The organism is Coriobacteriaceae bacterium (genome assembly GCA_025992855.1).
GTDB lineage: Bacteria > Actinomycetota > Coriobacteriia > Coriobacteriales > Coriobacteriaceae > Collinsella.
In genome coordinates, this window is sequence record DAJPGB010000001.1 from 2,136,241 (window position 1) to 2,159,828 (window position 23,588).

At 59.7% G+C, this 23,588-nt stretch carries 21 protein-coding genes and 1 tRNA gene; 9 read left to right on the forward strand and 13 right to left on the reverse strand.

Annotated elements, in window-relative coordinates:
* Positions 1–37 precede the first annotated feature (37 nt).
* The 3 genes from OIL88_09110 to OIL88_09120 form a co-directional block, all read right to left on the reverse strand.
* Entirely contained in the window at positions 38–1,234 is a 1,197-nt protein-coding gene (locus tag OIL88_09110) for an MFS transporter (protein HJI72517.1), read from the reverse strand.
* Positions 1,235–1,355: 121 nt separating this feature from the next.
* Positions 1,356–3,767, reverse strand: coding sequence for a ferrous iron transport protein B (feoB, locus tag OIL88_09115; GenBank protein HJI72518.1), 2,412 nt, complete (start codon positions 3,765–3,767; stop codon positions 1,356–1,358).
* Between the two features lie 419 nt (positions 3,768–4,186).
* Positions 4,187–5,086 (reverse strand): alpha/beta hydrolase, encoded by a 900-nt coding sequence (locus OIL88_09120; protein HJI72519.1) that lies wholly within the window; start codon positions 5,084–5,086, stop codon positions 4,187–4,189.
* A gap of 244 nt (positions 5,087–5,330) precedes the next feature.
* Between OIL88_09120 and OIL88_09125 the strand changes: the two genes are divergently transcribed.
* The 9 genes from OIL88_09125 (at position 5,331) to OIL88_09165 (ending at position 15,337) form a co-directional block, all read left to right on the forward strand.
* Complete coding sequence (locus tag OIL88_09125; GenBank protein HJI72520.1) at positions 5,331–5,894, forward strand: PTS glucose transporter subunit IIA; 564 nt, start codon at positions 5,331–5,333, stop codon at positions 5,892–5,894.
* Positions 5,895–6,075: 181 nt separating this feature from the next.
* Positions 6,076–7,479 carry an asparagine--tRNA ligase gene (asnS, locus tag OIL88_09130; GenBank protein HJI72521.1) on the forward strand — a complete coding sequence of 468 codons (1,404 nt, stop codon included), beginning with the start codon at positions 6,076–6,078 and terminating at the stop codon, positions 7,477–7,479.
* A gap of 251 nt (positions 7,480–7,730) precedes the next feature.
* Positions 7,731–8,519, forward strand: coding sequence for a hypothetical protein (locus OIL88_09135; GenBank protein ID HJI72522.1), 789 nt, complete (start codon positions 7,731–7,733; stop codon positions 8,517–8,519).
* 159 nt (positions 8,520–8,678) lie between these two features.
* Positions 8,679–9,659 (forward strand): ABC transporter substrate-binding protein, encoded by a 981-nt coding sequence (locus OIL88_09140; protein HJI72523.1) that lies wholly within the window; start codon positions 8,679–8,681, stop codon positions 9,657–9,659.
* 204 nt (positions 9,660–9,863) lie between these two features.
* Positions 9,864–10,787, forward strand: a complete 924-nt coding sequence (locus OIL88_09145; GenBank protein HJI72524.1) for an ABC transporter permease — start codon at positions 9,864–9,866, stop codon at positions 10,785–10,787.
* Entirely contained in the window at positions 10,780–11,574 is a 795-nt protein-coding gene (locus OIL88_09150) for an ABC transporter ATP-binding protein (protein HJI72525.1), read from the forward strand. The genes OIL88_09145 and OIL88_09150 overlap by 8 nt, the downstream gene beginning before the upstream one ends.
* A gap of 277 nt (positions 11,575–11,851) precedes the next feature.
* Entirely contained in the window at positions 11,852–12,619 is a 768-nt protein-coding gene (locus OIL88_09155; GenBank protein HJI72526.1) for a mechanosensitive ion channel family protein, read from the forward strand.
* Between the two features lie 94 nt (positions 12,620–12,713).
* Positions 12,714–14,630 carry a BMP family ABC transporter substrate-binding protein gene (locus tag OIL88_09160; protein HJI72527.1) on the forward strand — a complete coding sequence of 639 codons (1,917 nt, stop codon included), beginning with the start codon at positions 12,714–12,716 and terminating at the stop codon, positions 14,628–14,630.
* On the forward strand, positions 14,627–15,337 hold the full coding sequence (locus OIL88_09165; protein HJI72528.1) for a metallophosphoesterase family protein: 711 nt from the start codon (positions 14,627–14,629) through the stop codon (positions 15,335–15,337). Before OIL88_09160 ends, OIL88_09165 begins: the two co-directional genes overlap by 4 nt.
* A gap of 230 nt (positions 15,338–15,567) precedes the next feature.
* Here OIL88_09165 and leuB read toward each other — a convergent pair whose 3' ends face one another.
* The 10 genes from leuB to rpmG form a co-directional block, all read right to left on the reverse strand.
* Entirely contained in the window at positions 15,568–16,740 is a 1,173-nt protein-coding gene (leuB, locus tag OIL88_09170) for a 3-isopropylmalate dehydrogenase (GenBank protein ID HJI72529.1), read from the reverse strand.
* Between the two features lie 6 nt (positions 16,741–16,746).
* Complete coding sequence (gene leuD, locus OIL88_09175; GenBank protein ID HJI72530.1) at positions 16,747–17,259, reverse strand: 3-isopropylmalate dehydratase small subunit; 513 nt, start codon at positions 17,257–17,259, stop codon at positions 16,747–16,749.
* A gap of 394 nt (positions 17,260–17,653) precedes the next feature.
* A complete protein-coding gene (gene leuC, locus OIL88_09180) occupies positions 17,654–18,919 on the reverse strand; it encodes a 3-isopropylmalate dehydratase large subunit (protein ID HJI72531.1) in 1,266 nt (421 codons plus the stop codon).
* A 42-nt stretch (positions 18,920–18,961) separates the two neighbouring features.
* Entirely contained in the window at positions 18,962–20,497 is a 1,536-nt protein-coding gene (locus OIL88_09185; protein ID HJI72532.1) for a 2-isopropylmalate synthase, read from the reverse strand.
* Positions 20,498–20,933: 436 nt separating this feature from the next.
* Positions 20,934–21,641, reverse strand: a complete 708-nt coding sequence (gene rplA, locus OIL88_09190) for a 50S ribosomal protein L1 (GenBank protein ID HJI72533.1) — start codon at positions 21,639–21,641, stop codon at positions 20,934–20,936.
* Between the two features lie 117 nt (positions 21,642–21,758).
* Positions 21,759–22,187, reverse strand: a complete 429-nt coding sequence (rplK, locus tag OIL88_09195) for a 50S ribosomal protein L11 (protein ID HJI72534.1) — start codon at positions 22,185–22,187, stop codon at positions 21,759–21,761.
* Between the two features lie 120 nt (positions 22,188–22,307).
* A complete protein-coding gene (gene nusG, locus OIL88_09200; GenBank protein HJI72535.1) occupies positions 22,308–22,844 on the reverse strand; it encodes a transcription termination/antitermination protein NusG in 537 nt (178 codons plus the stop codon).
* 3 nt (positions 22,845–22,847) lie between these two features.
* Entirely contained in the window at positions 22,848–23,186 is a 339-nt protein-coding gene (gene secE, locus OIL88_09205) for a preprotein translocase subunit SecE (GenBank protein ID HJI72536.1), read from the reverse strand.
* 76 nt (positions 23,187–23,262) lie between these two features.
* Positions 23,263–23,338: transfer RNA gene (locus OIL88_09210), tRNA-Trp, on the reverse strand.
* Positions 23,339–23,351: 13 nt separating this feature from the next.
* The gene (gene rpmG, locus OIL88_09215; protein ID HJI72537.1) at positions 23,352–23,501 is read right to left on the reverse strand and encodes a 50S ribosomal protein L33; all 150 of its coding nucleotides are present in this window, start codon (positions 23,499–23,501) and stop codon (positions 23,352–23,354) included.
* Between the last annotated feature and the right edge of the window lie 87 nt (positions 23,502–23,588).

The following is a 23,588-nucleotide window of genomic DNA, read 5'->3' on the forward strand; positions in this document are numbered from 1 at the left end:
CAGTCCGTATTTCACCGCAACTGATGAGGGGATGTGGTTAGGCGACGGCTTTGGCGCGGCGAATAGCCGGGAACATTACCGTGATGGCGAGGATGACGCCGACGACGGCAATTGCGCCACCTGCGCAGCCAATCCAGGCGATGCCAGGGCCCGAAACCACGGCGCCGCCGATCGCGGTGCCCGTGCCGATACCGAGATTAAACAGGCCCGAGAAGATTGACATGGCAACGGCCGACGAATCCGCCGGCGTGTACTTGATGAGCTCGGCCTGGAACGCCACGTTAAAGGCCGTGGCGCAGCAGCCCCACAGCGCGCAGACGCCAAGAACCGCGGCAAGCGACGACGCGGCAGGACCCATAAGCAGCAAGGCAACCGGCACGCCGGAGAGCGTGATCGCAAGGAACGGGAAGCGGTGCCCGTCGAACAGGCGGCCGAACAGCCAGCTGCCGAGCAGGCCAGAACAGCCGAACGCCGTCAGCGTCATGGTGATGGCGCTTGCGTCGACATGTGCGACCTGAGCCAGGAAAGGCTCAATATAGCTGTAGCCCGCGTAATAGCCGGTCGCCATGAACACCGTAACCACATAGAGCGCGATGAGGAACGGGTTCTTGAGCAGCTCGGGCAGCTGCTTGAGCGTAAAGCGCTCGCCCGCTGGCATGGCGGGGAACACCGTGGCCTGGTACACCACCGCAGCGGCAGAGAGGGCCCCGACCACGGCAAACGTCATACGCCAGCCCACGGCCAGGCCGATGGCGCGGCCGAGCGGCAGACCAAAGATCTGCGCGATGGACGAGCCCGTGGCAATCATGCTGATGGCGAGCGCTCCGTGGCGTGTATCGACCAGGCGCGAGGCCATGATCGATGCGACCGACCAGAACACGGCATGTGCGCAAGCGACCACCAGGCGCGCGCAGACCAGGATGGGATAGGTCGGCGCCACAGCAGACAGGAACTGGCCCAGCGAGAACACGGCCAGCACGCCCAGCAGCATCCGCTTAAACTCAAAGCGCGAGGCGAACACCATGAGCGGCAACGACAGCAGCATGACGCCCCAGGCATAGACCGAGATCATGATGCCAGCTTGGGCCTCAGTGAGTGCGAACGACGCAGCGATATCGGTCAGCAGGCCGATGGGCATGAACTCCGACGTGTTGAACACGAACGCGCAGCAGGTGAGCCCGATGAGCGGAAGCCACTGCTTGAGTGTGATGCCATCTTGCCTTGCCTGACTCATATATAACGTCTCCAATCATTTTGAGCGGAGGCGATTATATAGCAACGGCCCCGCATCCGTCAGCAACAGATGCGGAGCCGAAAACAATTCGATACACAGAGGTTGCGCCGTCAATACATAACTAAGCCAGCCCCAGCAATATGCCCGCCGAATGCACGACAAACGCCACGATCCAGGCGACCGTCACCTGAAACGCGAATACGGCCACGGCATAGCGCGCGCCCAGCTCGCTCTTGACGGCGCCGATGGCCGCCACGCAGGGCGGGTACAGCAACGTAAAGACCAGAAACACATAGGCAGTAAACGGCGAAAACATGGTCGACAGTGCCGCGGGCGAGGTCGCGCCCAAAAGCACCGTGAGCGTCGATATGACGCTCTCCTTGGCGATAAGTCCGGTGACGAGCGCCGTGGACGCACGCCAGTCGCCAAACCCAAGCGGCGCCAGCGCCGGCGCGATGATGCTGCCGAGGCCCGCAAGCAGGCTTTGCGACTGATCGGCGACCACATTAAAGCGAATGTCGAACGTCTGAAGGAACCAGATGACCACGGTAGCGGCAAAGATAATGGTAAAGGCCTTGGTAATAAAGTCTTTGGCCTTATCCCATGCCAGCATCACCGTCGTCTTGACGCTCGGCAGGCGGTAATTGGGGAGCTCCATGATAAACGGCACCGGGTCGCCCTTAAATGCCGTGCGGTTGAGCACCAAAGCCGCGACGCAGCCGACCACGATACCGATCAGATAGAGCGAGACCATGGCGGGAACCGTCGCCTGCGGGAAAAACGCCCCGCACAGCAAGCCGTAAACCGGCAGCTTGGCTGAGCAGCTCATAAACGGCGTGAGCATGACCGTCATCTTGCGGTCGTGCTCGGATGGGAGCGTACGGGTCGACATGATAGCCGGCACGGTGCAGCCAAAGCCGACGAGCATGGGCACGAAGCTGCGGCCCGACAGACCAAAGCGACGCAACACCTTATCCATGACAAAGGCCACGCGCGCCATGTATCCGGAGTCTTCCAGAATGGAGAGGAACAAAAAGAGCACGACGATAATCGGCAGGAAGGTCAGCACACTGCCCACGCCCGTAAGCACGCCGTCGACAGCCAGCGAGCGCACCACGTCGTTGGTACCGAACGCCTTGAGGCCCGCATCGGCCGAGGCGATGATGGCAGCGATACCGTCCTCCATGAGTCCCTGCAACGCCGCGCCGATCACGCCAAACGTCAGCCAAAAGACGAGGCCCATGATCAACAGAAACGCCGGAATGGCCGTATAGCGACCCGTCAGAATGCGGTCGATTTTGACAGAGCGCACGTGTTCGCGACTTTCGTGCGGCTTGACGACGCAGCGCCCGCACACATCGCCGATAAAGCTAAAGCGCATGTCCGCCAGCGCAGACAGGCGGTCAGTGCCGGCCTCGCCCTCCATCTGGGTGATGATGTGCTCGATAGCGTCGAGCTCGTTGCGATCCAGGTGAAGCGCCTCGGTTACCAGCTCATCGCCCTCGACCAGCTTGGTCGCCGCAAAGCGCACCGGGATGTGCGCCGTCACGGCATGGTCCTCGATCAGGTTAGCAATGCCGTGAATGCAGCGATGCAGTGCACCGCCGTCCGGACCGTCGGGCGCGCAAAAGTCCAGGCGACCGGGGCGCTCGCGGAACCGTGCCACGTGCAGGGCGTGGTCCACCAGCTCGCCGATGCCCTCGTTGCGGGCAGCGCTAATGGGGACAACGGGCACGCCCAACAGGCTCTCGAGCAAGTTGACGTCTACGGCGCCGCCGTTGGCGGTCACCTCGTCCATCATGTTGAGCGCGATGACCATAGGACGGTCAAGCTCCATGAGCTGCAGTGTCAGGTACAGGTTGCGCTCGATGTTGGTGGCGTCAATGATATCGATGATGGCGTCGGGATGCTCATCCAGGATAAACTGGCGGCTCACGATCTCCTCACCCGTGTACGGCGACAGAGAGTAAATGCCGGGCAGGTCGGTAACGCTCGCCTCGGGGTGGTTACGAATGGTACCGTCTTTGCGGTCGACCGTTACGCCGGGAAAGTTGCCGACGTGCTGGTTGGAGCCCGTAAGCTGGTTGAACAGCGTGGTCTTACCGCAGTTTTGGTTGCCGGCGAGGGCAAAATGCAGCGGCGCGCCCTCAGGCACGGCCGTCTTCGCGGCGCGGGGCGAATACGTCCCCTCGCCCAGGGCCGGATGCTCCGTCGTGCCGATTGCGGCGTTAGCGCGCGGACCCGCATCGGTGTCGTGAACACCCACGAGCTCGATGCGAGCGGCATCGTCCTTGCGCAGCGTCAACTCGTAGCCACGCAGGCGGATCTCGAGCGGGTCACCCATGGGGGCGTACTTCATCATGGTAACTTCGGTGCCCGGCGTTAGACCCATGTCCAAAATATGCTGTCGAAGCGCCTGATCGTCGGATGTCACCGATGCGACAACGGCGTCCTTTCCAATCTCGAGTGTATCGAGCTTCACGTCCGTGTTCCTCCCCCGGCGCCCACAGGGCGTTGCATTTATGTTCACCATGGCTAACCGTTTGCCATGGCTAACCAATTTTAAGCTTACATGATAGCGTGAACACACAATGACGTTCAATCAGCAGATTGGCGCAATGGGGACAGGCAAGAGTTCAGGGCCATAGTTTCCCGATGAGGCCTCTCGGGGAAACTACATCCCAGAATTCTGGCTCGAAACGGGATATGGTTTCCCAAACAGGCCTCTTACGGAAAATGCATCCCGGAATCCCCACTCGAAACGGGACGCACTTTCTCAGTCGAGGCCCTATGGGAAACCGTGTCCCACCTTGAAGGGGGAACTGGGATGCAGTTTCCGGACGGGACATCAAAAACAAAGTTGCGGTGGAATAGTTCCTGGATGGGCTGGTTGATGCCCCAGATAGGAACTATTTCACCGCAAGTTATTGAAGGGCTGGGATGCCCGTCCTCTTACAGATGGCGCTCCAGAAAGCGGAAGGCTAGGCGAATCCAGGGGCGGACCGCCACCTGCTTGTCCTCGTTGTCGACCGCGGTGTTGGCGTTGCCGAGCGAAAGGCCGTGACCGCCCTGGTCAAAGACGTGCATCTCGCAAGCGACGCCCTCCTCCGCCATGCGTTGGGCAAACGGATAGACCTGCGCGATCGGCGCCGTCTTGTCGTCGGACACGCCCCATACAAAGGTCGGTGGCATCTGACGCGAAACATGCGTGGTGGGGCAGATGTCGGCCAGATGCTCGTCAGTTGCCTCGCCGCCCGTCACCATCGACAGGTAGTCGTTGAGCAAATCGCGCCCCGTCTTGCCGCCCGTCTTGGGCACGCGCAAGTCAATGCGCGGATCGCGCGTCTGCATGTCGCGCACATAGGCAAAGTCGAGCAATGGATAGCCCAGCACCACGGCATCGGGACGAATGTCGTCCGGACGCGCCCCGGCAAGTGCCGCGAAGGGGCCGGTCTTCCACTGCGTTGCCAGCGAGGCGCAAATCATGCCGCCAGCAGAAAAGCCCACGACGCACACGCGCTTGGGATCGACATGCCACTCGTCGGCATTCGCACGCACCGTGGCGACCATCTTGGCAAGATCTGCCTGGGGGTGCGGAAAGCTCACGTCACCCGTAGAACTTGTGACATAGTTGAGCACAAAGGCCTGGTAACCGTGATCCAAAAACGCAAACGCCACGGGATCCTGCTCATGCGGAGCGATATGCGTAAACGCACCTCCGCCGCAGATAATCACGGCAGGGCGGCGGCCATTCGGTTTATCGGGCAGCGGTTCGGCACCCAAATACGTAAACGTCGCCGGATATTCCTCGGTCGGCTCCTCGCCCCACAGCGCATGGTTCTCGACAATCATATGTGCTCCCTTCGCGCAAATTAAGCGCCATTGTTTTTCGCCTTCAAGCGTACCCCACTTGAACCCGTGGCGCAGAAACACGCCAGCAATAAGTTTCCCTTCAACTGATATATCACATAATCCCAGCTCAGAGGTATCGCTGAGCAGCGTAGAATAGGGGGTGTTGACCAAGCCGCGAAACAGATATGAAACGTTTCCGGCAAACCAAACGCGCGATATGCGCCTATTTAAGTTGGAGGCAACTATGGGTCTGCTCGATTCGCTTAAGTCCACCTTCACCTCGACCGGCGAGGCGTCCGTTCCGCCCGCAGCAAGCTTCGCCACCCGCGAAGGCGTCATCTATGCCCCCGTCAACGGCGTGCTCGTCAGCCTGGACGAGGTTCCCGACGAGACGATCGCCTCGGGCATGCTTGGCCAGGGCTATGGCATCGAGCCCATTACCGGCACCATCTATGCGCCCGCCAACGGCCGCATCGGCGCCACCACTGTCACCAACCACTCCATCGGCATGATTACCGAGGACGGTCTGCGCGTATTCATCCATGTTGGCCTGGGCACCGTGGAAATGAACGGCAAGGGTTTTGCCCGCTTTGTCGAGATGGGCGATGTGGTCAAGGCCGGCCAGCCGCTCATCAGCTTCGATCGCGAGGCCATCAAGGCCGCCGGCCACGAGGACATCGTGACCGTCATCGTCTCCGAGCTCGATCGTCTTAAGAGCATCGACCATGTCGGCGAGTCTGGAACGCTTATCGGCGGCAACCCGCTCGTCAAGCTTGGCGACCCGCTGCTGGTTGCCAAGACCAAGTAGCCAGGCCCCGCGCCACACAGCCAAAAGGCACCTCGTCAAGCGCCCGCGACCATTTGGCCGCGGGCGCTTTTCGTTTGAAAAACCATCCCGCCAATGCCTTATCTGTATAGCCCAAATGAGCCGAGCTGCTAGAATATCGAACTGTATGGATAACTATCATTCAACCGTTATGGGAGGATACGTGAACCGCACCAAAATCGCGCAGCTCTATGCCGATGCCGAGTCGCTCGGCGGCCAGACCGTCACCGTCGCCGGCTGGGTCAAGTCCATCCGCGACATGAAGAACTTTGGCTTTGTTACGCTCAACGACGGCAGCTGCTTCCGCGACCTGCAGGTCGTCATGAACCGCGAGGCACTCGACAACTACGACGAGATCGCCCATCAAAACGTCTCGGCCGCACTCATTTGCACCGGCACCGTCAAGCTGACCCCCGATGCGCCCCAGCCTTTCGAGCTTTCTGCCACTTCCATCGAGGTCGAGGGCGCGAGCGCCCCGGACTACCCGCTGCAGAAGAAGCGCGCAACCGTCGAGTTCCTGCGCACCCAGCAGCACCTGCGCCCGCGCACCAACCTGTTTCGCGCCGTGTTCCGCATCCGTTCTGTCGCGGCTGCCGCCATCCACCGCTTCTTCCAGGAGCAGGGCTTTGTCTACGTCAACACCCCCATCATCACCACGAGTGACTGCGAGGGCGCCGGCGAGATGTTCCGCGTGACCACGCTCGACCCCAAAAATCCGCCCCTCACCGAGTCCGGCGAGGTTGACTGGAGCCAGGACTTCTTTGGAAAGCACGCGAGCCTTACCGTATCCGGCCAGCTCAACGCCGAGAACTTCGCCATGGCCTTTGGCGACGTGTACACCTTTGGCCCCACCTTCCGCGCCGAAAACTCCAACACCACGCGCCACGCCGCCGAGTTTTGGATGATCGAGCCCGAGATGGCCTTTGCCGACCTGAACGACTACATGGACAACGCCGAGGCCATGCTCAAGTACGTCCTTAAGGACGTTATGGCCACCTGCCCCGACGAGCTCAACATGCTCAACAAGTTTGTGGACAAGGGCCTGATCGAGCGCCTGGACCACGTGGCAAACTCCGACTTTGCCCGCGTCACCTATACCGAGGCCGTCGAAATCCTGGAGCAGGCCGTCGCCGCCGGTCACAAGTTTGACTATCCCGTGAGCTGGGGCATCGACCTGCAGACCGAGCACGAGCGCTTCCTGACCGAGGAGCACTTTAAGCGACCGTCCTTCGTGACCGACTACCCGGCCGAGATCAAGGCGTTCTACATGCGCATGAACGAGGACGGCAAGACCGTCGCCGCCGCCGACTGCCTGGTTCCCGGTATCGGCGAGATTATCGGCGGCTCCCAGCGCGAGGAGCGCCTGGATCTGCTCGAAGCCCGCATCAAGGACCTGGGTATGAATCCCGAGCAGTACAAGTACTACCTTGACCTGCGCCGCTACGGTTCCTGCAAGCACGCCGGCTACGGTCTGGGCTTCGAGCGCTTGGTCATGTATCTGACCGGTGTGGGCAACATCCGCGACGTCCTGCCGCACCCGCGCACCGTGGGCAACGCCGACTTCTAATCGCCACAGCGCCACCAAACGCGTTCCAGCGCATCACGCCAGCGCCTCTCGGCAACAGCCGAGGGGCGCTTTTTTCAACAGCATCCGTCAAGCTTTTGGCAAGCTTTTGGTTAGTTGAGCAGGGCTGTTGAAAACTCGACCCACCGTTTGCCGGCAGCCATCGACCGTCCAAGGCGTCATGCGTCCTTGGCCAGGCTCCACGTCCTAGGCTCTGAACCGCCAACACCAAAAACGGAAGGGACGTGGACGCTATGACCGAAGCCGTTGTTGAAAACTACGAGACCACGACCAGGGGTGCCGCTTCGATGGCAGCCTATCGCGCCGTGCGCATCCTACAGCTCTTGAGCGAGAACACCGGCGAAGACAAAGCCTTGCTTTCCGACGAATTGGTCGAGCGCCTTGCCCATCCCGACGACCCCGCCCGCATGCCCATCTCGGCGGCGCGCCGCAGTATCTACACCTCGATATCCGCGCTTCGTCACGCCGGATACGAAATTGACTACAAACGCGGCACGGGCTATCGGCTGCTTACCCGCCCGCTTACTGACGAGGAGATCATACGGCTTCATGGCATGGTCATGCGCAACCGCTCCACGCCCATCGCCATTCGAAAGAGCATGGCGCAGCACCTGGTCGCCATGGCGAGTGCCGACGTTCGCGGCTACCTCGATATGCCCGAACCCGCACCAAGCGCAGACAGTAAATCTACCAAGGCCAAACACGCGCCCATCAAACGTATCGATACCTGCGAGCTCGTCGAACAAGCCATCGACCACGGGGCCACGGTGAGCTTTGATATTTCGAACGTCACGACACGCGGCGAAACCGAAGTGGTGCGGATGACGATCCGACCCTTTGCCATCAGACAGCGCGATGGCATCTCGTATCTACTGGGAACGGTCTACGACGCCCGAGGCACCGACGATACCCTGCGCACCGTTGAGATCGGCCGCATGAGAAACGTCAGTACACGCCTGCTCGACGGCAAGAAGCTTTTTGCCGCCCTGGACGAGGACGAGAGTCCCGCACCCGCCGCGTAAGCCCGACTACCGTCCATCGTTCCTCAGCGCCGCCCATCCGATTCAGAATTAAATTACCCGCCCAGATGTTGTAAAAATGGACATCGGCGCTACTATAGACCCACTTGCACTTTTTCTCAGTGCAGTGTTTCCAGCCATTTTTATACTGGGGGTAATGCTATGAAGGACATCACCATCAGCCGCAGGAGCCTTCTGGTCTCCGCCGGCCTGCTCGCGCTCGCTCCGCTCGCCGGATGCGGCGGCAATTCTGGCTCCGGCTCCGCTGCCGCCGGTTCCGACTACACCATCGGCGTTCTGCAGCTCACCGAGCACTCCGCGCTCGACGCCGCCAACGACGGCTTTGTCAAGGCCATCAAGGAGAGCGGCCTCAAGGTCAAGATCGACCAGAAGAACGCCCAGAACGACCAGTCCACGTGTAAGTCCATTGCCGACAAGTTCGTGGGCGACGGCGTCGACCTGATCTATGCCATCGCCACGCCCGCCGCGCAGGCTGCCGCCGGCGCCACGGCCGATATCCCCATCGTGGGCTGCGCCATCACCGACTACGCCGCTTCCGGCCTGGTCCAGGACAACGACAAGCCCGGCACCAACGTCACCGGCGCCTCCGACCTCACCCCGGTCGCCGAGCAGCTCGAGATGATGCAGAAGGTCCTGCCCGACGTTAAGAAGGTCGGCCTGCTCTACTGCACCGCCGAGTCCAACTCCGACGTCCAGATCAAGGCCGCCAAGAAGGAGCTCGACAAGCTAGGCCTCGAGTACACCGACTTCACCGTCTCGAGCTCCAACGAGATCCAGTCCGTCGTCGAGTCCGCTGTGGGCAAGGTTGACGCGCTCTACTCCCCCACCGACAACACCATCGCCGCAGGCGCCTCACAGGTCGGTCAGATCTGCAAGGAGAACAAGCTTCCCTTCGTGACCGGCGAGGAGGGCATGTGCATGGCCGGCGGCCTGTTCACCCTCTCCATCAACTACGAGGACCTGGGCTACGCTGCGGGCGAGATGGCCGTCAAGATCCTGAAGGGCGAGGCCAAGCCCGAAGACATGGCTATCAAGCACCTCTCGAGCAAGGACCTGGTCGTCGTCAAGAACGACGAGATGGCCGAGGCTCTGGGCATCGACCTTTCCGCTCTGGACGAGTAACGCCATGCACGGCGATGCGTCTAGAGCCCGTGCTCGCGCTACAGCCGTGTTATTCAATATCTGAGTCCTTGGGGCGAACGCTAAAGACCGGCGTTCGCCCTGCTTGTTTCGGATGAGACAAAACATCCGTCCGCAGCTCTTTTATGCATTGGTACCGCTATTATGGAAAATCACGTGTCCACCCTATCCTAGGAGGTATGAAGCATGCTCATTGCATTGCAGGGCGCCGTTTCGCAGGGCGTCCTCTGGGGCATTATGGTGCTTGGCGTGTTTATCACGTTCCGCCTGCTCGACATCCCCGATATGACCTGCGACGGCAGCTTTGCCCTCGGCGGCTGTGTCTGCGCCGTACTCATCGTCAACAATAACGTCGACCCCTTGCTCGCCGTGCTGGCCGGCATGTGCGCCGGCGCCATCGCGGGCGCCGTCACGGGCATCTTGACCACCGTCTTTGAGATTCCCGCAATCCTCGCCGGAATCCTTACGCAGATCAGTCTGTGGTCCATCAACCTGCGCATCATGGGCAAGTCCAACACGCCCATCCTTGCCAAGGGCACTATCTTCTCATCCGTCAGCAACATGACGGGCCTGCCGCAGTCCACTGTTGCCATTATCCTAGGCATTGTGCTGGCCGTGGCCATCGTCGCCATCCTGTACTGGTTCTTTGGCACCGAGATCGGCTCGGCGCTGCGTGCCACCGGCAACAACGAGTACATGATCCGCGCCCTGGGCGTTAACACCAACACCACCAAAATGATCGCCCTCGTGCTCTCCAACGCCCTCATTGGCCTTTCGGGTGCGCTCATCTGCCAGAGCCAGAAGTATGCCGACATTGGCATGGGCACCGGCGCCATCGTTATCGGTCTTGCCGCCATCGTCATCGGCGAAGTGCTCGGTCGCCTGCTGCCCGGCGGTCTGACGCAGTTTAGCGTCCGTCTTGCCTCCGCCGTCTTTGGCTCCGTGGTGTACTTCCTTATCCGCGCCATCGTGCTGCAGCTGGGCATGGACGCCAACGACATGAAGCTGCTCTCTGCCGCGATCGTCGCCGTGGCCCTGTGCGTGCCCGTGATTTGGGAGCGCTATAAGCTCCGCAGCTCCTACACGAAGGGAGATGAGGCAGATGCTTAAGCTCTCGCACGTCAAGAAGACCTTTAACAAGGGCACCGTCACCGAGAAGCGCGCGCTCACCGGCGTCGACCTCACCCTCAACGATGGCGACTTTGTAACCGTGATTGGCGGCAACGGCGCCGGCAAGTCCACGCTGCTCAATATGATCGCCGGCGTGTATCCGCTCGATTCGGGCGTTATTGAGCTCGACGGCAACGATATCTCGCGTCTGAGTGAGTCGCAGCGCGCCAAGTACCTGGGCCGAGTGTTCCAGGACCCCATGCGCGGCACCGCAGCCGACATGCAGATTGCCGAAAACCTAGCCCTCGCCAAGCGTCGCGGTCAGCGTCGCGGTCTTTCGTGGGGCGTCACCAAGGCCGAGAAGGACGAGTACGTTGAGCTGCTCAAACGCCTGGACCTTGGCCTGGACACACGCCTCAACGCCAAGGTCGGTCTGCTCTCGGGCGGCCAGCGCCAGGCACTCACCCTGCTGATGGCCACGCTCACCAAGCCGCGCCTGCTGCTGCTCGACGAGCACACAGCGGCCCTCGATCCCAAGACGGCATCGAAGGTGCTCAACCTGACCGAGGAGATCGTCGACGAGAACCACCTGACTACGCTCATGGTCACGCACAACATGAACGACGCCATCCGTCTGGGCAACCGTCTGATCATGATGCACGAGGGTCACGTGATTTACGACGTAGCGGGCGATGAGAAGAAGTCACTCACCGTGGCCGACCTGCTGCAGAAGTTCGAGGAGGTCTCGGGCGGCGAGCTCGCCAACGACCGCATGCTGCTGAGCTAAAACCCGCCAAAAAGGGACAGGTCTATTTTGGCAGGTTTTATCTGCGCAAACGTCAAAACCGCCGCAAAGGGACAGGCGCCCTTGCGGCGGTTTTCGCATATTATGTCGATAATCCAGCATCAGCAGGGACCACTGGTTAAGAACTAAGGAAACTGCCATGAGAAGATCTCTTCCCCGCCGTGCAAACCTTATACCCACCAAGAAGCCCGTCCGAATTTGATCGGACAGGCTTCTTGGTGGGTATCATGGTTGGACGATCATTAGGAGGTTTCCCCACATGGAATTGTTTGAGCCAATTCTTCATTTCTTTGCACAACGATGGGTCCACAACATCATCTGGGCAGGTATCTTGGCCATCGGCACCGCCGTTGCCGCCAAGGTCGCGTCCAAGACCCTGCACCACCTGCTTAGCCGCGACGATAACCCACTCCCTTCATCGAGCATCTTCATCAACATCGCGCGCGCTATCATCTGGATGATCGGCGGCAGCTTTATCCTCGACAACTGCTTTGGCATTAACGCAAACGCCCTCGTCGCCGCCCTTGGCGTCGGCGGCATCGCCATCTCGCTCGGCTTTCAGGACACGCTGTCAAACCTTATCGGTGGCATGCAGGTGACCTTTATGGGCATCATCAAGCCCGGCGACAATATCGAGGTCGGCGGCGTGTCGGGCGTGGTCCAAGACATCACCTGGCGTCATACGACCATCGAGGACGCCTGTGGGCAAACCATCATCGTCCCCAACTCCAATATCTCCAAGAACACGCTCGTGCACCTCATGCCCTTTGGGCGCGTAGCCGTCCCCGTCGCGGTCATGGACACGTCCAAGTGGGCCTCGCTCGACGCACTGGCAGACGAGCTGACCAGCGCCACCAAAACCGCCGTGCTTCCCATCTCGAGTTTTGACAAGGAGCCGTATGTGCTCTTTAGCGAGATCGGCGACTTTGGCATCAAGGGCAAGATCATCTTTATCGTCAGTGACGACAGCACCACCTTTACGGCAGCCGACGCCTGCATCCGCGCCATCGCCCCCATCATCGCCTAAAACCACCACAAAGGGGACAGGCACCTTTGTGGTGGTTTCGCATCGTGGTACCATGGTTCATATCGTTGTTTAAACGACTAAGGGAGTAGACACCATGGAAGAGGCCTATCGTCAAGCACGCAAGCGCGGCGAGCAGGGACGTCGTCGCGCCATCAGCCAAAGCGAGCACCCGTACCTTACGGACCTCGACGGCCTCGTTGCCCAGCTCCCCTTAGGCCAGCGAGAGAGCGTCGGCCTGAGGGACATTCCGCTCGAAATGGTCGTCGGCACGGTCACCAAAGGCCGTCAGTCTGCCTTTTCGTGTAACTTTATGCCCCTGCTGCCGTTTAACACCGAGTTCGCCCGCAAGTGGTCCAACCTCTACGACATCCAGGTGACCGAGGGCTATCGCGACCCCATCATCGTCACCGAGTTCATGCATCGGTTCTATGTCCAGGAAGGCAACAAGCGCGTCAGCGTCCTCAAATTCCTGGACGCCCCGACGGTTTCGGCCAAGGTCACCCGTCTCTACCCCGGCAAATGGGATTCCGTCGAAAGCCGCCTGTACGGCGAGTTCTGCGCGTTTTGGCGCGTCTGCCCCCTATACGAGATCGAGTTCTCGCGTGAGGGAAGCTACGAAACGCTCGCCAAAATGCTCGGCCAGAACCTTATCGAAAAATGGCCGCAGAAAAAGGTCGACTACCTGCGCCACACCTTCCTACTCTTTAAGCGCGCCTACCTTCGCGCAGGCGGCGACCACCTGGACATTACGCCCGCCGACGCCATGCTCGTCTACCTCAATGTGTACAACCAGGACCGCCTGCTGGATACGCCAACGGATATCGTCGTAAACCGCCTGTGCAAGATTTGGCGCGAGCTGGTCATCGCCGGCAAAAATGACGAGGACAAGGTCGATCTTGTCGAGGCACCGAGCGTCGATGAGGAAGAGTCGCCCGCCAAGTCCACCTCCGGCGTGCTCAACTTCTTTATGGGCAAGACCGTTTATTCGGCGGCCAACCCTCTGCGCATCGCCTTTATCCATGAATTCCCCTGTGCATCGTCGAGCTGGGACAGCTTGCACGACCAAGGGCGTCAGTATCTCGATGAGCACTTTGGCGGTATCGTGCGCACCGAGGCGTTCGAGGACTGCCACGATCCGGACGCGTTCTACGCCGCCGCGGAAACGGCTGTCAAACATGGAGCAAACGTCATCTTCTCGACCTCGCACCGCCTGATGGAATACACGCTCAGGGCTGCCGTTGAGTATCCTCGGGTTCGGTTCCTCAACTGCTCTATCGGCCTTCCCCACCAAAGCGTGCGCTCGTATTTTGGAAAGATGTACGAGGCCAAGTTCCTCCTGGGCGCCCTTGCGGCCAGCATGGCGGACAACCATCGCATTGGCTACCACGCGTCGGTCTTTGCGTCGGGTGCGCTTAGCGAGATCAACGCCTTTGCCATCGGCGCCTCGTTGCTCGACCCTCGCGCGCAGGTAATCCTCACCTGGGGCGATGTGCCCGCCGGCGGCCTTGCCGAGGCCATGTGCCGCGAAGGCGTGAGCGTCATGACCGGCGCCGACATGTCAAAGTCGCTCGAAGACCCCACGGCTTACGGACTCCACCGCCTGGTCGATGGCAAGGTCGTCGGCATCGCCATGCCGGTATGGAACTGGGGCCGATACTACGAGCTTATCGTGCGAAGCCTGCTGCATGGCACCTGGGATGAGACCAGTGACGACAGCCAGGTTCGCGCCGTCAACTACTGGTATGGTATGAGCTCGGGCGTTATCGACATTCGCTACGCTCCGGGCCTGCCTTATCAGACGCGCAAGCTTGTTCAGCTGCTCCGCAATGGCATCGTCGAGGGCTCCATCAATCCGTTTGGCGGCGAGCTCCACAGCCAAGACGGCGTGGTGCAGATCGAGGGCTTTCCCCCGCTGCCGAGCACGCAGATTGTCGAGATGAATTGGCTGGCCGACAACGTGGTGGGCACCATTCCGCAGTCCAACGATGAGCCGAAAGTCCACGCCCTATGAAAATCCTTGCCGTAGCCGATACCGAAGAACGATGCCTTTGGGAATGCTTTCACAAGGAACGCTTTGAGGGTGTTGACCTGATTTTGTCAGCTGGCGATCTGGACCCGGACTATCTTGAGTTTTTGGTCACCGTCATCAATAAACCGCTCATCTACGTGCGCGGCAATCACGATGACCGCTATGCACGTCATGCACCGGGCGGCTGTATCTGCGTCGAAGACACCGTGTACGTGTATCGCGGCGTCCGCATTGCGGGGCTTGGCGGCTCCATGCGCTATCGAGACGGTGCCAACATGTATAGCGAGCGCGAGATGGCCAAGCGCGTGCGCAAGCTGTCGCGTAAAATCAGGATGGTCGGCGGCTGCGACATCTTGCTCACCCATGCACCCGCCGCCGGTGTGGGCGATCTGGATGATCTGCCACATCGAGGATTCGAATGCTTTAACACAGCGCTCGAGACCTGGAATCCCGACTATATGGTGCACGGGCATGTGCACCAATGCTATGGTCGCGACTTTCAACGTGAGCGTCAGCATGCATGCGGGACAACGATTATCAATGCCTGCGGCTATACGCAGTTTGAGCTGGACGAAGCGCGCTACCCCATCCGTGGATGGCAGGCAGCCTGGCTCAACTCGCAAACCATGCGGCACGAGCTCAAGCGCCACGAGGCCATCGAGTCCTCATTCGGCAAGACTCCCTGGTAACCACCAAAAACCACCACGAAGGGGACAGGCACCTTTGTGGTGGTCGTACTCGGCTTGCACGGGTCGTTCCGCCGGTTTGTCTCAATCTGTAACAGTAAGAACCCAAATACTCGGCTAGATGTTACAGATCGAGATTAACCGCGATAACGAAACCGAAAATCTCAATCTGTAACAGTTAGGGGCATTTTTGCCGTCCAGATGTTACAGATTGAGATGTTTGACGGCAAGTGCTACAGGGCGGCAACGACCTTGTCGCCCATTGCTGTGGTGCCGAGGATTTTGTCGGCAGGGGTATTGGCGTCGGCGATGTCGCGGGTGCGCCAGCCTTCGTCGAGCACGCGCGTCACGGCGCTCTCGATCCAAGCGGCCTGCTCGCCCATGTCGAGTGCATAGGTGAGCAACATTGCCGCCGACAGGATCTGTGCCAGCGGATTGGCGATACCGAGTCCCGCAATATCGGGTGCACTACCGGCACTCGGCTCGAACAGCGACACGCCGTCACCCAGCGAGGCGGAGGCGAGCATGCCGAGTGAACCCGTAATCTGCGCAGCCTCGTCGGACAGAATGTCGCCGAACATATTCTCGGTCACCACGACGTCAAAGTCCGCCGGTCGGTTGATGAGCTGCATCGCCGCGTTGTCGACGAGCAGGTCCTCGAGCTGCACATCGGAATATTCCTCGTCATGCACGCGATGCACGACCTCGCGCCACATGCGGCTTGTCTCCAGCACGTTGCGCTTATCCACGCTCGCTACCTTACCGCGGCGCTTGCGAGCAGCCTCGAACGCCTGACGGGCGATGCGCTCCACCTCGTACTCGCGGTACTCCATAATGTCGATGGCACGCTGACCGGCAGCACCATCTACACCCGCGCCATCCTCATCGTAGAAACGCTCATGCTTACCAAAGTAGACACCACCGGTGAGCTCGCGAACGAGCACCATATCCACGCCCTTGATGACCTCGGGGCGAAGCGTCGACGCACCGGCCAGCGCATCGTAGATCTTGACGGGACGAAGGTTGGTATAGAGACCGAGTTCCTTGCGGATGCGCAGCAGGCCCTGCTCAGGGCGCGGAGCCGTCGGATCGGTCGAATCCCACTTGGGACCGCCCACCGATGCCAGCAACACGGCATCGGATGCCTTTGCCGCCGTAAGGGTCTCGGCGGGCAGCGGATCTCCGCATGCGTCAATCGCCGCGCCGCCAATCAAGTGATCTTCAAAGGCAAACTCCACACCGACGCGTTTACCCACCGCAGCCAGTACCTTCTTGCCCTCGGCAATGACCTCGGGGCCAATGCCGTCGCCCGGAAGGCAGCAAATCTTATAGCTCTTCTTCACGTTGCAGCTCCAGCTCTCGCTACTCGGCCCGCTTGCAAACGGGTTATCCAACTTGACCGTCATAATCGCCTACGCCTCCTGAGCCTTTGCCGCGGCAATCTTGGCACGCGTGCGCGCGACCAGGCCGCCGGCCTCGATAATCTCGGCAATAAACGGCGGAAACGGCTCAGCCGTAAAGCTCTCGCCGGTACGCTCATTGGTAATGACACCCGCCTCGGTATCAACCTTCACCGCATCACCGGCGTCAATCGCGTCGACCGCCTCAGGACATTCCATAATGGGCAGGCCAACGTTAATGGCATTGCGATAGAAAATACGCGCAAAGCTCTTAGCGATGACGCACGACACCCCAGCAGCCTTAATAGCAACCGGAGCATGCTCACGCGAAGATCCACACCCAAAGTTCTCCTCAGCCACAATGATGTCACCGGGCTTAACGGTGGCGGCAAATGACGGATCAATATCCTCCATAGCATGCGCCGCGAGATGAGTATGATCCGACGAGTTGAGATATCGAGCCGGAATAATCACATCAGTATCGACATCGCGCCCATACTTAAAAACCTTGCCTTCAAAGTTCATATCGTTCTCCGTTCAAAAATGGGATGTGGGGGATTTGATATTTACTTGCTTATTCGGACAGTCCTGCTCGCACGGAGAGCACATTAAGTGCTCTCCGGCTCGTGCGGAACTCAACGCGAGCAAATATCAAATCCCTCGTTCTCGTTTCGACTACAAAAAAAGCTAATGGTTCAATATCAGATAAGACCTTTCCACGGCGCGGGTCCATCTGGCCCCACCCAGCAGTACGGCAACCCCTACCGTGGCAAACATGTCATGTCAGACCTCATAACTGCAGGGCCTTCGACCTTTGCTCGATACAAGTTCCGCACGAGCCGGAGGCCACTAAATGTGGCCTCCGTGCGAGCCAGGACTGTTCGCAGTAGCGAGCAAAGGTCGAAGGGCCCCGTAGCCCTTACAGGTCGCTCGGCAGACAGATATGCCCCGCCACAGCAGAAGCGGCAGCAACAGCCGGCGAGGCCAGATAGACCTCGGACGTGGGGTCGCCCATGCGTCCGACAAAGTTGCGGTTGGTCGTGGAGACGCACCGCTCCCCCGCCGCCAGGATGCCCATGTAACCACCCAAGCACGGACCGCACGTGGGCGTCGAGAACACGCAGTTGGCATCCAGGAAGATGTCGGTCAGGCCCTCCTTCATGCACTGACGGAAGACCGCCTGCGTCGCCGGAATCACAATGCAGCGCACGCCGTCGGCAACCTTATGGCCGCGCATGACCTCGGCCGCTGCACGCATGTCCTCAATGCGGCCGTTGGTGCATGAGCCAATGACCGCCTGGTCAATCGTGATATGGCGGCTCTCACTCACCGGATGGGTGTTGCTCGGCAGATGCGGCCACGACACGCACGGTTTAATGTCTGCGGCGTCGATAGCAATGACCTGGGCATACTCGGCATCCGGATCGGCATGGTACTCAACGTAATCGCGCTCGCAACGTCCCCTGAGCCAGGTGCGGGCAACGTCATCGACCTCGATAATGCCCGCCTTGCCACCCGCCTCGATCGCCATGTTCGAGATGGTCATACGACCTTCCATCGACAGGCCCTCGATGGTGCTGCCGGCAAACTCCATTGCCTGGTAGAGGGCGCCATCAACGCCGATCATGCCGATGATGTGCAAGATGATGTCCTTGGCTGTAGCGCCGTCCGTGAGCTCGCCGTTAATCTCAAAGCGAATCGTCGGCGGCACCTTAAACCAGGCACGACCCGTCGCAATGCCCACGCCGGCGTCCGTCGAGCCAACGCCTGTCGAGAACGCACCCAGCGCGCCATAGGTGCAGGTATGCGAATCCGCGCCGATGATCAGGTCGCCCGGTACCACCACGCCGCGCTCGGGCAGCAGAGCATGCTCAATACCTGCGCACCCCTGCTCGTAGTAGTGCGTCACATGCTGCTCGTGCGCGAAATCGCGCATCTTCTTGGTCTGCTCGGCGCTCTTGATGTCCTTGTTGGGCGCATAGTGGTCGGGCACCAGGCAAATGCGGTCGCGATCGAACACCTCGATCGCGCCCAGCTCGCGGAAAACGTCGATCGCAATGGGCGCGGTAATGTCGTTGGCGAGCACAATATCCAGGTCGCACTCGACCAGCTGCCCCGGCTTTACCTCGTCCAGGCCTGCATGTGCTGCCAAAATCTTCTCTGCTACGGTCATGGAACGTGCCATGTGATTCCCCTCTCATGCGGGCTTGCGCCCTGCCAAATATCGTTACTTGCCCGCCTTGGAACGATTGGTCTGGATCATGCGGTTGATGGCGTTGATGTAAGCCTTGGCCGAGCTCACGATAATGTCGGTATCCGCACCGCGGCCGGTATAGATCTTGCCGTCCTCGGCGGTAATACGCACCGTCACCTCGCCAATGGCATCGATGCCGCGCGTGATGGCCTTGACGTTGAACTCCGTCAGCTCGCCGTGGGCCGAGATTGCCTTGTCGACCGCCTTGTACGCCGCATCGACCGGGCCGGTGCCTGTCGAGCACACCACGTGGGTCACGCCCTCCTCGTCGGTAATGGTTGCGGTGGCCGTAGGAATGAGCGGATCGCCGCAGGAGACCTGAAGTGCATCGAGCGTGTAGATAGCTTTGACCTCGCGCTGACGCTCCTGGATCATCGACTCCAGATCCTCGTCAAAGACTTCCTTCTTTTGGTCGGCAATCTCCAGGAAGCGCTGGTAAATGGCCTCGAACTCCTCGTCGGCAAAGGTATAGCCCAGCTCGGCGAGGCGGTGGCGCAGCGCCGCATGACCCGAGCGTGCCGAAAGGATGATCTCGGAACCGGCGGCGCCCACGTCCTTGGGATCGATGATTTCGTAGGTATCGCGCGCCTTGAGCACGCCGTCCTGATGAATGCCCGAGCTGTGGGCGAAGGCGTTGGCGCCCACGATGGACTTATTGGGCTGCACGTTAATGCCAGTGATGGAGCTGACGAGCTTGGAGGCGCGCGTGAGCTCGGTCGTCACGATGTCGGTGTGGGCGTCCAAATCCTGCTCGTGCATCTTCATGGCCATCACGACCTCCTCGAGCGCCGTGTTGCCCGCGCGCTCACCCAGGCCATTGATCGTGCACTCGATCTGCGTTGCGCCATTGCGAACGGCCTCGAGCGCAAGCGCGGTGGCCATGCCCAGATCGTTATGGGTGTGGACCGAGATCGTGACGTCCTCGATACCGGCCACGCGCTCGCGCAGGTCACGGATACGAGCACCGAACTCCCAGGGCATGTTGTAGCCCGTGGTGTCAGGGATGTTCACGACCGTGGCGCCGGCCTTGACTGCAGCCTCGATAATGCGGACAAGGAACTCCTGATCGGAGCGGCCCGCGTCCTCGGCATAAAACTCAACATCGTCGACAAACTTGCGAGCATGCTTCACGGCGTGAATGGCGCGTTCAATAGCCTCATCCTCGGTCATATGGAGCTTGTCGCGCAGATGGCTGGGACTCACACCCAGACCGGTGTGGATACGGGGCCTCTGAGCCATTTTGAGGGCTTCTGCGGCCACCTCGATGTCCCTGTCTACCGCGCGGGTGAGACCGCATACCGTGCAACGGTCGCCCGCGATCTTGCCGATCTCCTGCACCGAGCGAAAATCACCGGGGCTCGAGATGGGAAAGCCCGCCTCGATAACGTCCACGTTCATGCGCACGAGCTGACGCGCGATGACGAGCTTCTCCTCGGTATTCATGCTGGCGCCGGGAGACTGCTCTCCGTCGCGCAGGGTGGTGTCAAAGATTGCGATTTTGCGGCTCATGATTTCCTCCTGATAGGCCTGAGATACAGATGGCTTTCAGGAGAGATGGAGTGCCCCAAGATAGAAAAATACCCGTGTCGCTCATCACGCCCAAAAGCGGCGGACGATAGCGCACCCGGGTACAACTCATCGTTATAGCGAGATTACAACCCTAGCGCGCTATCCCATCTAGTAGCGCTAGGCCTAGGAGCTGCTGCGTGTTCTTAAACATGTTCGGCTCCTCTCGGCCTCGGGTATTCACTACATCGCGCTAAAGTGTAACACAGACGAAACGATGCGCAACGGCGATTTTGGTCCGTCCGGGGCAAAACCACCACAAAGGCACCTGTCCTCTTTGTGGTGGTTTTGGTGTCGCGATAGCAAGAAACCCGGCCCTGCACGAGGCAGAACCGGGTTTCTTTAGCAATGCTTGCTTTGCTCAGGCAGTAACTAAAAGTTACTCAGCCAGGAAGTCGCGCTGGACAGCGGGATCGACCTTGATGCCAGGGCCCATGGTGGAAGACACGGAGATGGACTTGACGTACTTACCCTTAGCAGAAGAGGGCTTGACGCGCAGGATCTCGGTGTACAGGGCAGCGTAGTTCTCGACGAGCTGCTGCTCAGAGAAGGACTTCTTGCCCAGGGGCACGTGGCAGATGCCGTAGCGGTCGGCGCGATACTCAACGCGGCCGGCCTTGAGCTCGGAGACCATCTTGGCGACGTCCATGGTAACGGTGCCGAGCTTAGGGTTCGGCATGAGGCCACGGGGACCAAGGATCTTACCGATGCGGCCAACCTTGGCCATCATGTTCGGCGTAGCGATAGCGGCGTCGAAGTTGATCTCGCCCTTCTGGATCTGGGCGACGAGCTCGTCGGAACCGATGATGTCGGCACCAGCGGCCTCGGCCTCGCGGGCCTTCTCGCCCTCGGCGAAGACGGCAACACGAACGGTCTTGCCGGTGCCGTGGGGCAGAGAGATGGAACCACGGATGTTCTGGTCAGCCTTACGAGTATCGATGCCCAGACGGAAGTGGGCCTCGACGGTCTCGTCGAACTTGGCGGTGTCGAGCTCCTTGATGAGCTTGGCAGCCTGAAGGGGGGTGTAGAGCGTAGCGCGGTCGATCTTCTCGGCAGCGGCGTTATAGCTCTTACCATGCTTAGCCATGTGCATTACCTCCTGTGGTTAAACGGGCTTATGCCCTCCCACATCGTATCGTGTGCCCTATTGCACACATATAACGGGCGCCCCGGTCGGGGCACCCGTCATTACCTAAAGAAATCGCTACTCAGCGATGGTGACGCCCATGGAACGGGCGGTACCGGCGATGATCTTCTTGGCGGCGTCAATGTCGTTGGCATTGAGGTCCGGCATCTTGATCTCGGCGATCTTGGTAAGCTGCTCCTGGGAGAGCTGACCAACCTTGTCGGCCTGGGGCTTAGCGGAACCAGACTTGAGGTTCAGCTCCTTCTTGATGAGGTGAGCCGCCGGCGGGGTCTTGGTGATGAAGGAGAAGGACTTATCCTCGTAGACAGAGATCTCAACGGGGATGATGTCACCCTTCTTGTCCTGCGTCTCGGCGTTAAAGGCCTGGCAGAACTGCATGATGTTCACGCCAGCAGCGCCCAGGGCGGGACCGACGGGAGGAGCGGGGTTAGCTGCACCAGCAGGAATCTGGAGCTTAATGACGTTGGCAACCTTCTTCTCAGCCATGGTCATTCCTTTCGAATCACGAGTGTGAAGTACTTGCTATATCGTAAGCACGCACGTGTTAGAAGCACTCCTGAGATGAGCAGTCACAGAAGAAGCACGCTCGCGCGAACGGACAAAAACTTAAGCGATGACAGCGACCTGGTTAAAGTCGAGCTCGACCGGCGTCTCGCGGCCAAAGATCATCAGCGTGACCTTGAGCTTGCCAGCCTCGGTGTTAACCTCGGAGACCTTGCCATCAAAGTCGGTAAGCGGGCCATCGGTGACGCGGACGGACGTGCCGACCTGAATATCAACCGAGGTGCGCTTGGGCGAATCGCCCTTACCGGGACGACGAGTCATCTTGTTGTACTCGTCACGGGAAAGCGGAGCGGGCTTGCCGTTGCCGCCTAGGAAACCGGTGACGCCAGGCGTGTTGCGAACACACGTCCAAGCATCGTCATCCATCTCCATGCGGACCAGGACATAACCCGGGAAGATCTTGGAATCCTTGGTCTCGCGCTTGCCACCCTCTTTAATCTCGGTGACGCGCTCCATAGGAATCTCGATATCAAAGATACGGTCCTGCATGCCCATGGTCTCGATGCGATGCTCGAGATCGGACTTAACGCGGTTCTCGTATCCAGAGTAAGTGTGAACGACGTACCAACGCTTAGACATGGTTTAGCCCCTCAATCCAGAGAACAGAGCAAGAGCCTCGCCAAAGCCAGCATCGAGCAGAGCGATGACGACGCCGACGACGATCAGAGAAGCGCAAACGACGACCGAGTAGTTCACGAGCTCCTTCTTATCGGGCCACGTGACACGCTTCATCTCGGACTTCACCGAGGCGAAATACTTCTTGGTACGGGCGAAGAAACCAGGCTTCTCGTTCTTCTTGGACTTCGCAGCCTTCTCGTTCTTCTTGGCAACGGCCTTCTTGGCCTCAACCTTGGAGTTGGCGGCAGCGTTGTTGGCAGATGCCGGCTGCTGAGCCTTCTTCTTGTTCTTCTTGTTGGCCATTTGGGTTACCTCCGCGCAATGCGCTTATACATGAGTAAACCGTAAGCCCCCAATTGGGAGCTTACGGAATAATGACTGGCACGCCAGGAAGGACTCGAACCCTCAACACTCGGTTTTGGAGACCGATGCTCTACCAATTGAACTACTGGCGTATGTGACTAGAGACTAGCGAGTCTCTTTGTGCAGCGTGTGGTGACGGCACCAGGGGCAATACTTCTTGATCTCCATACGATCAGGCATGGTCGACTTGTTCTTGGTGGTCGTATAGTTGCGGCGCTTGCACTCAGTGCACGCAAGAGTAACTAGAGTACGCATGTATCCTGAACCTTTCATTTCCGCCCCGTACGGGCACGAGTTGGTACTTTATCAGCTCTATATAAGTGCTGTCAATGAAAACCTCGA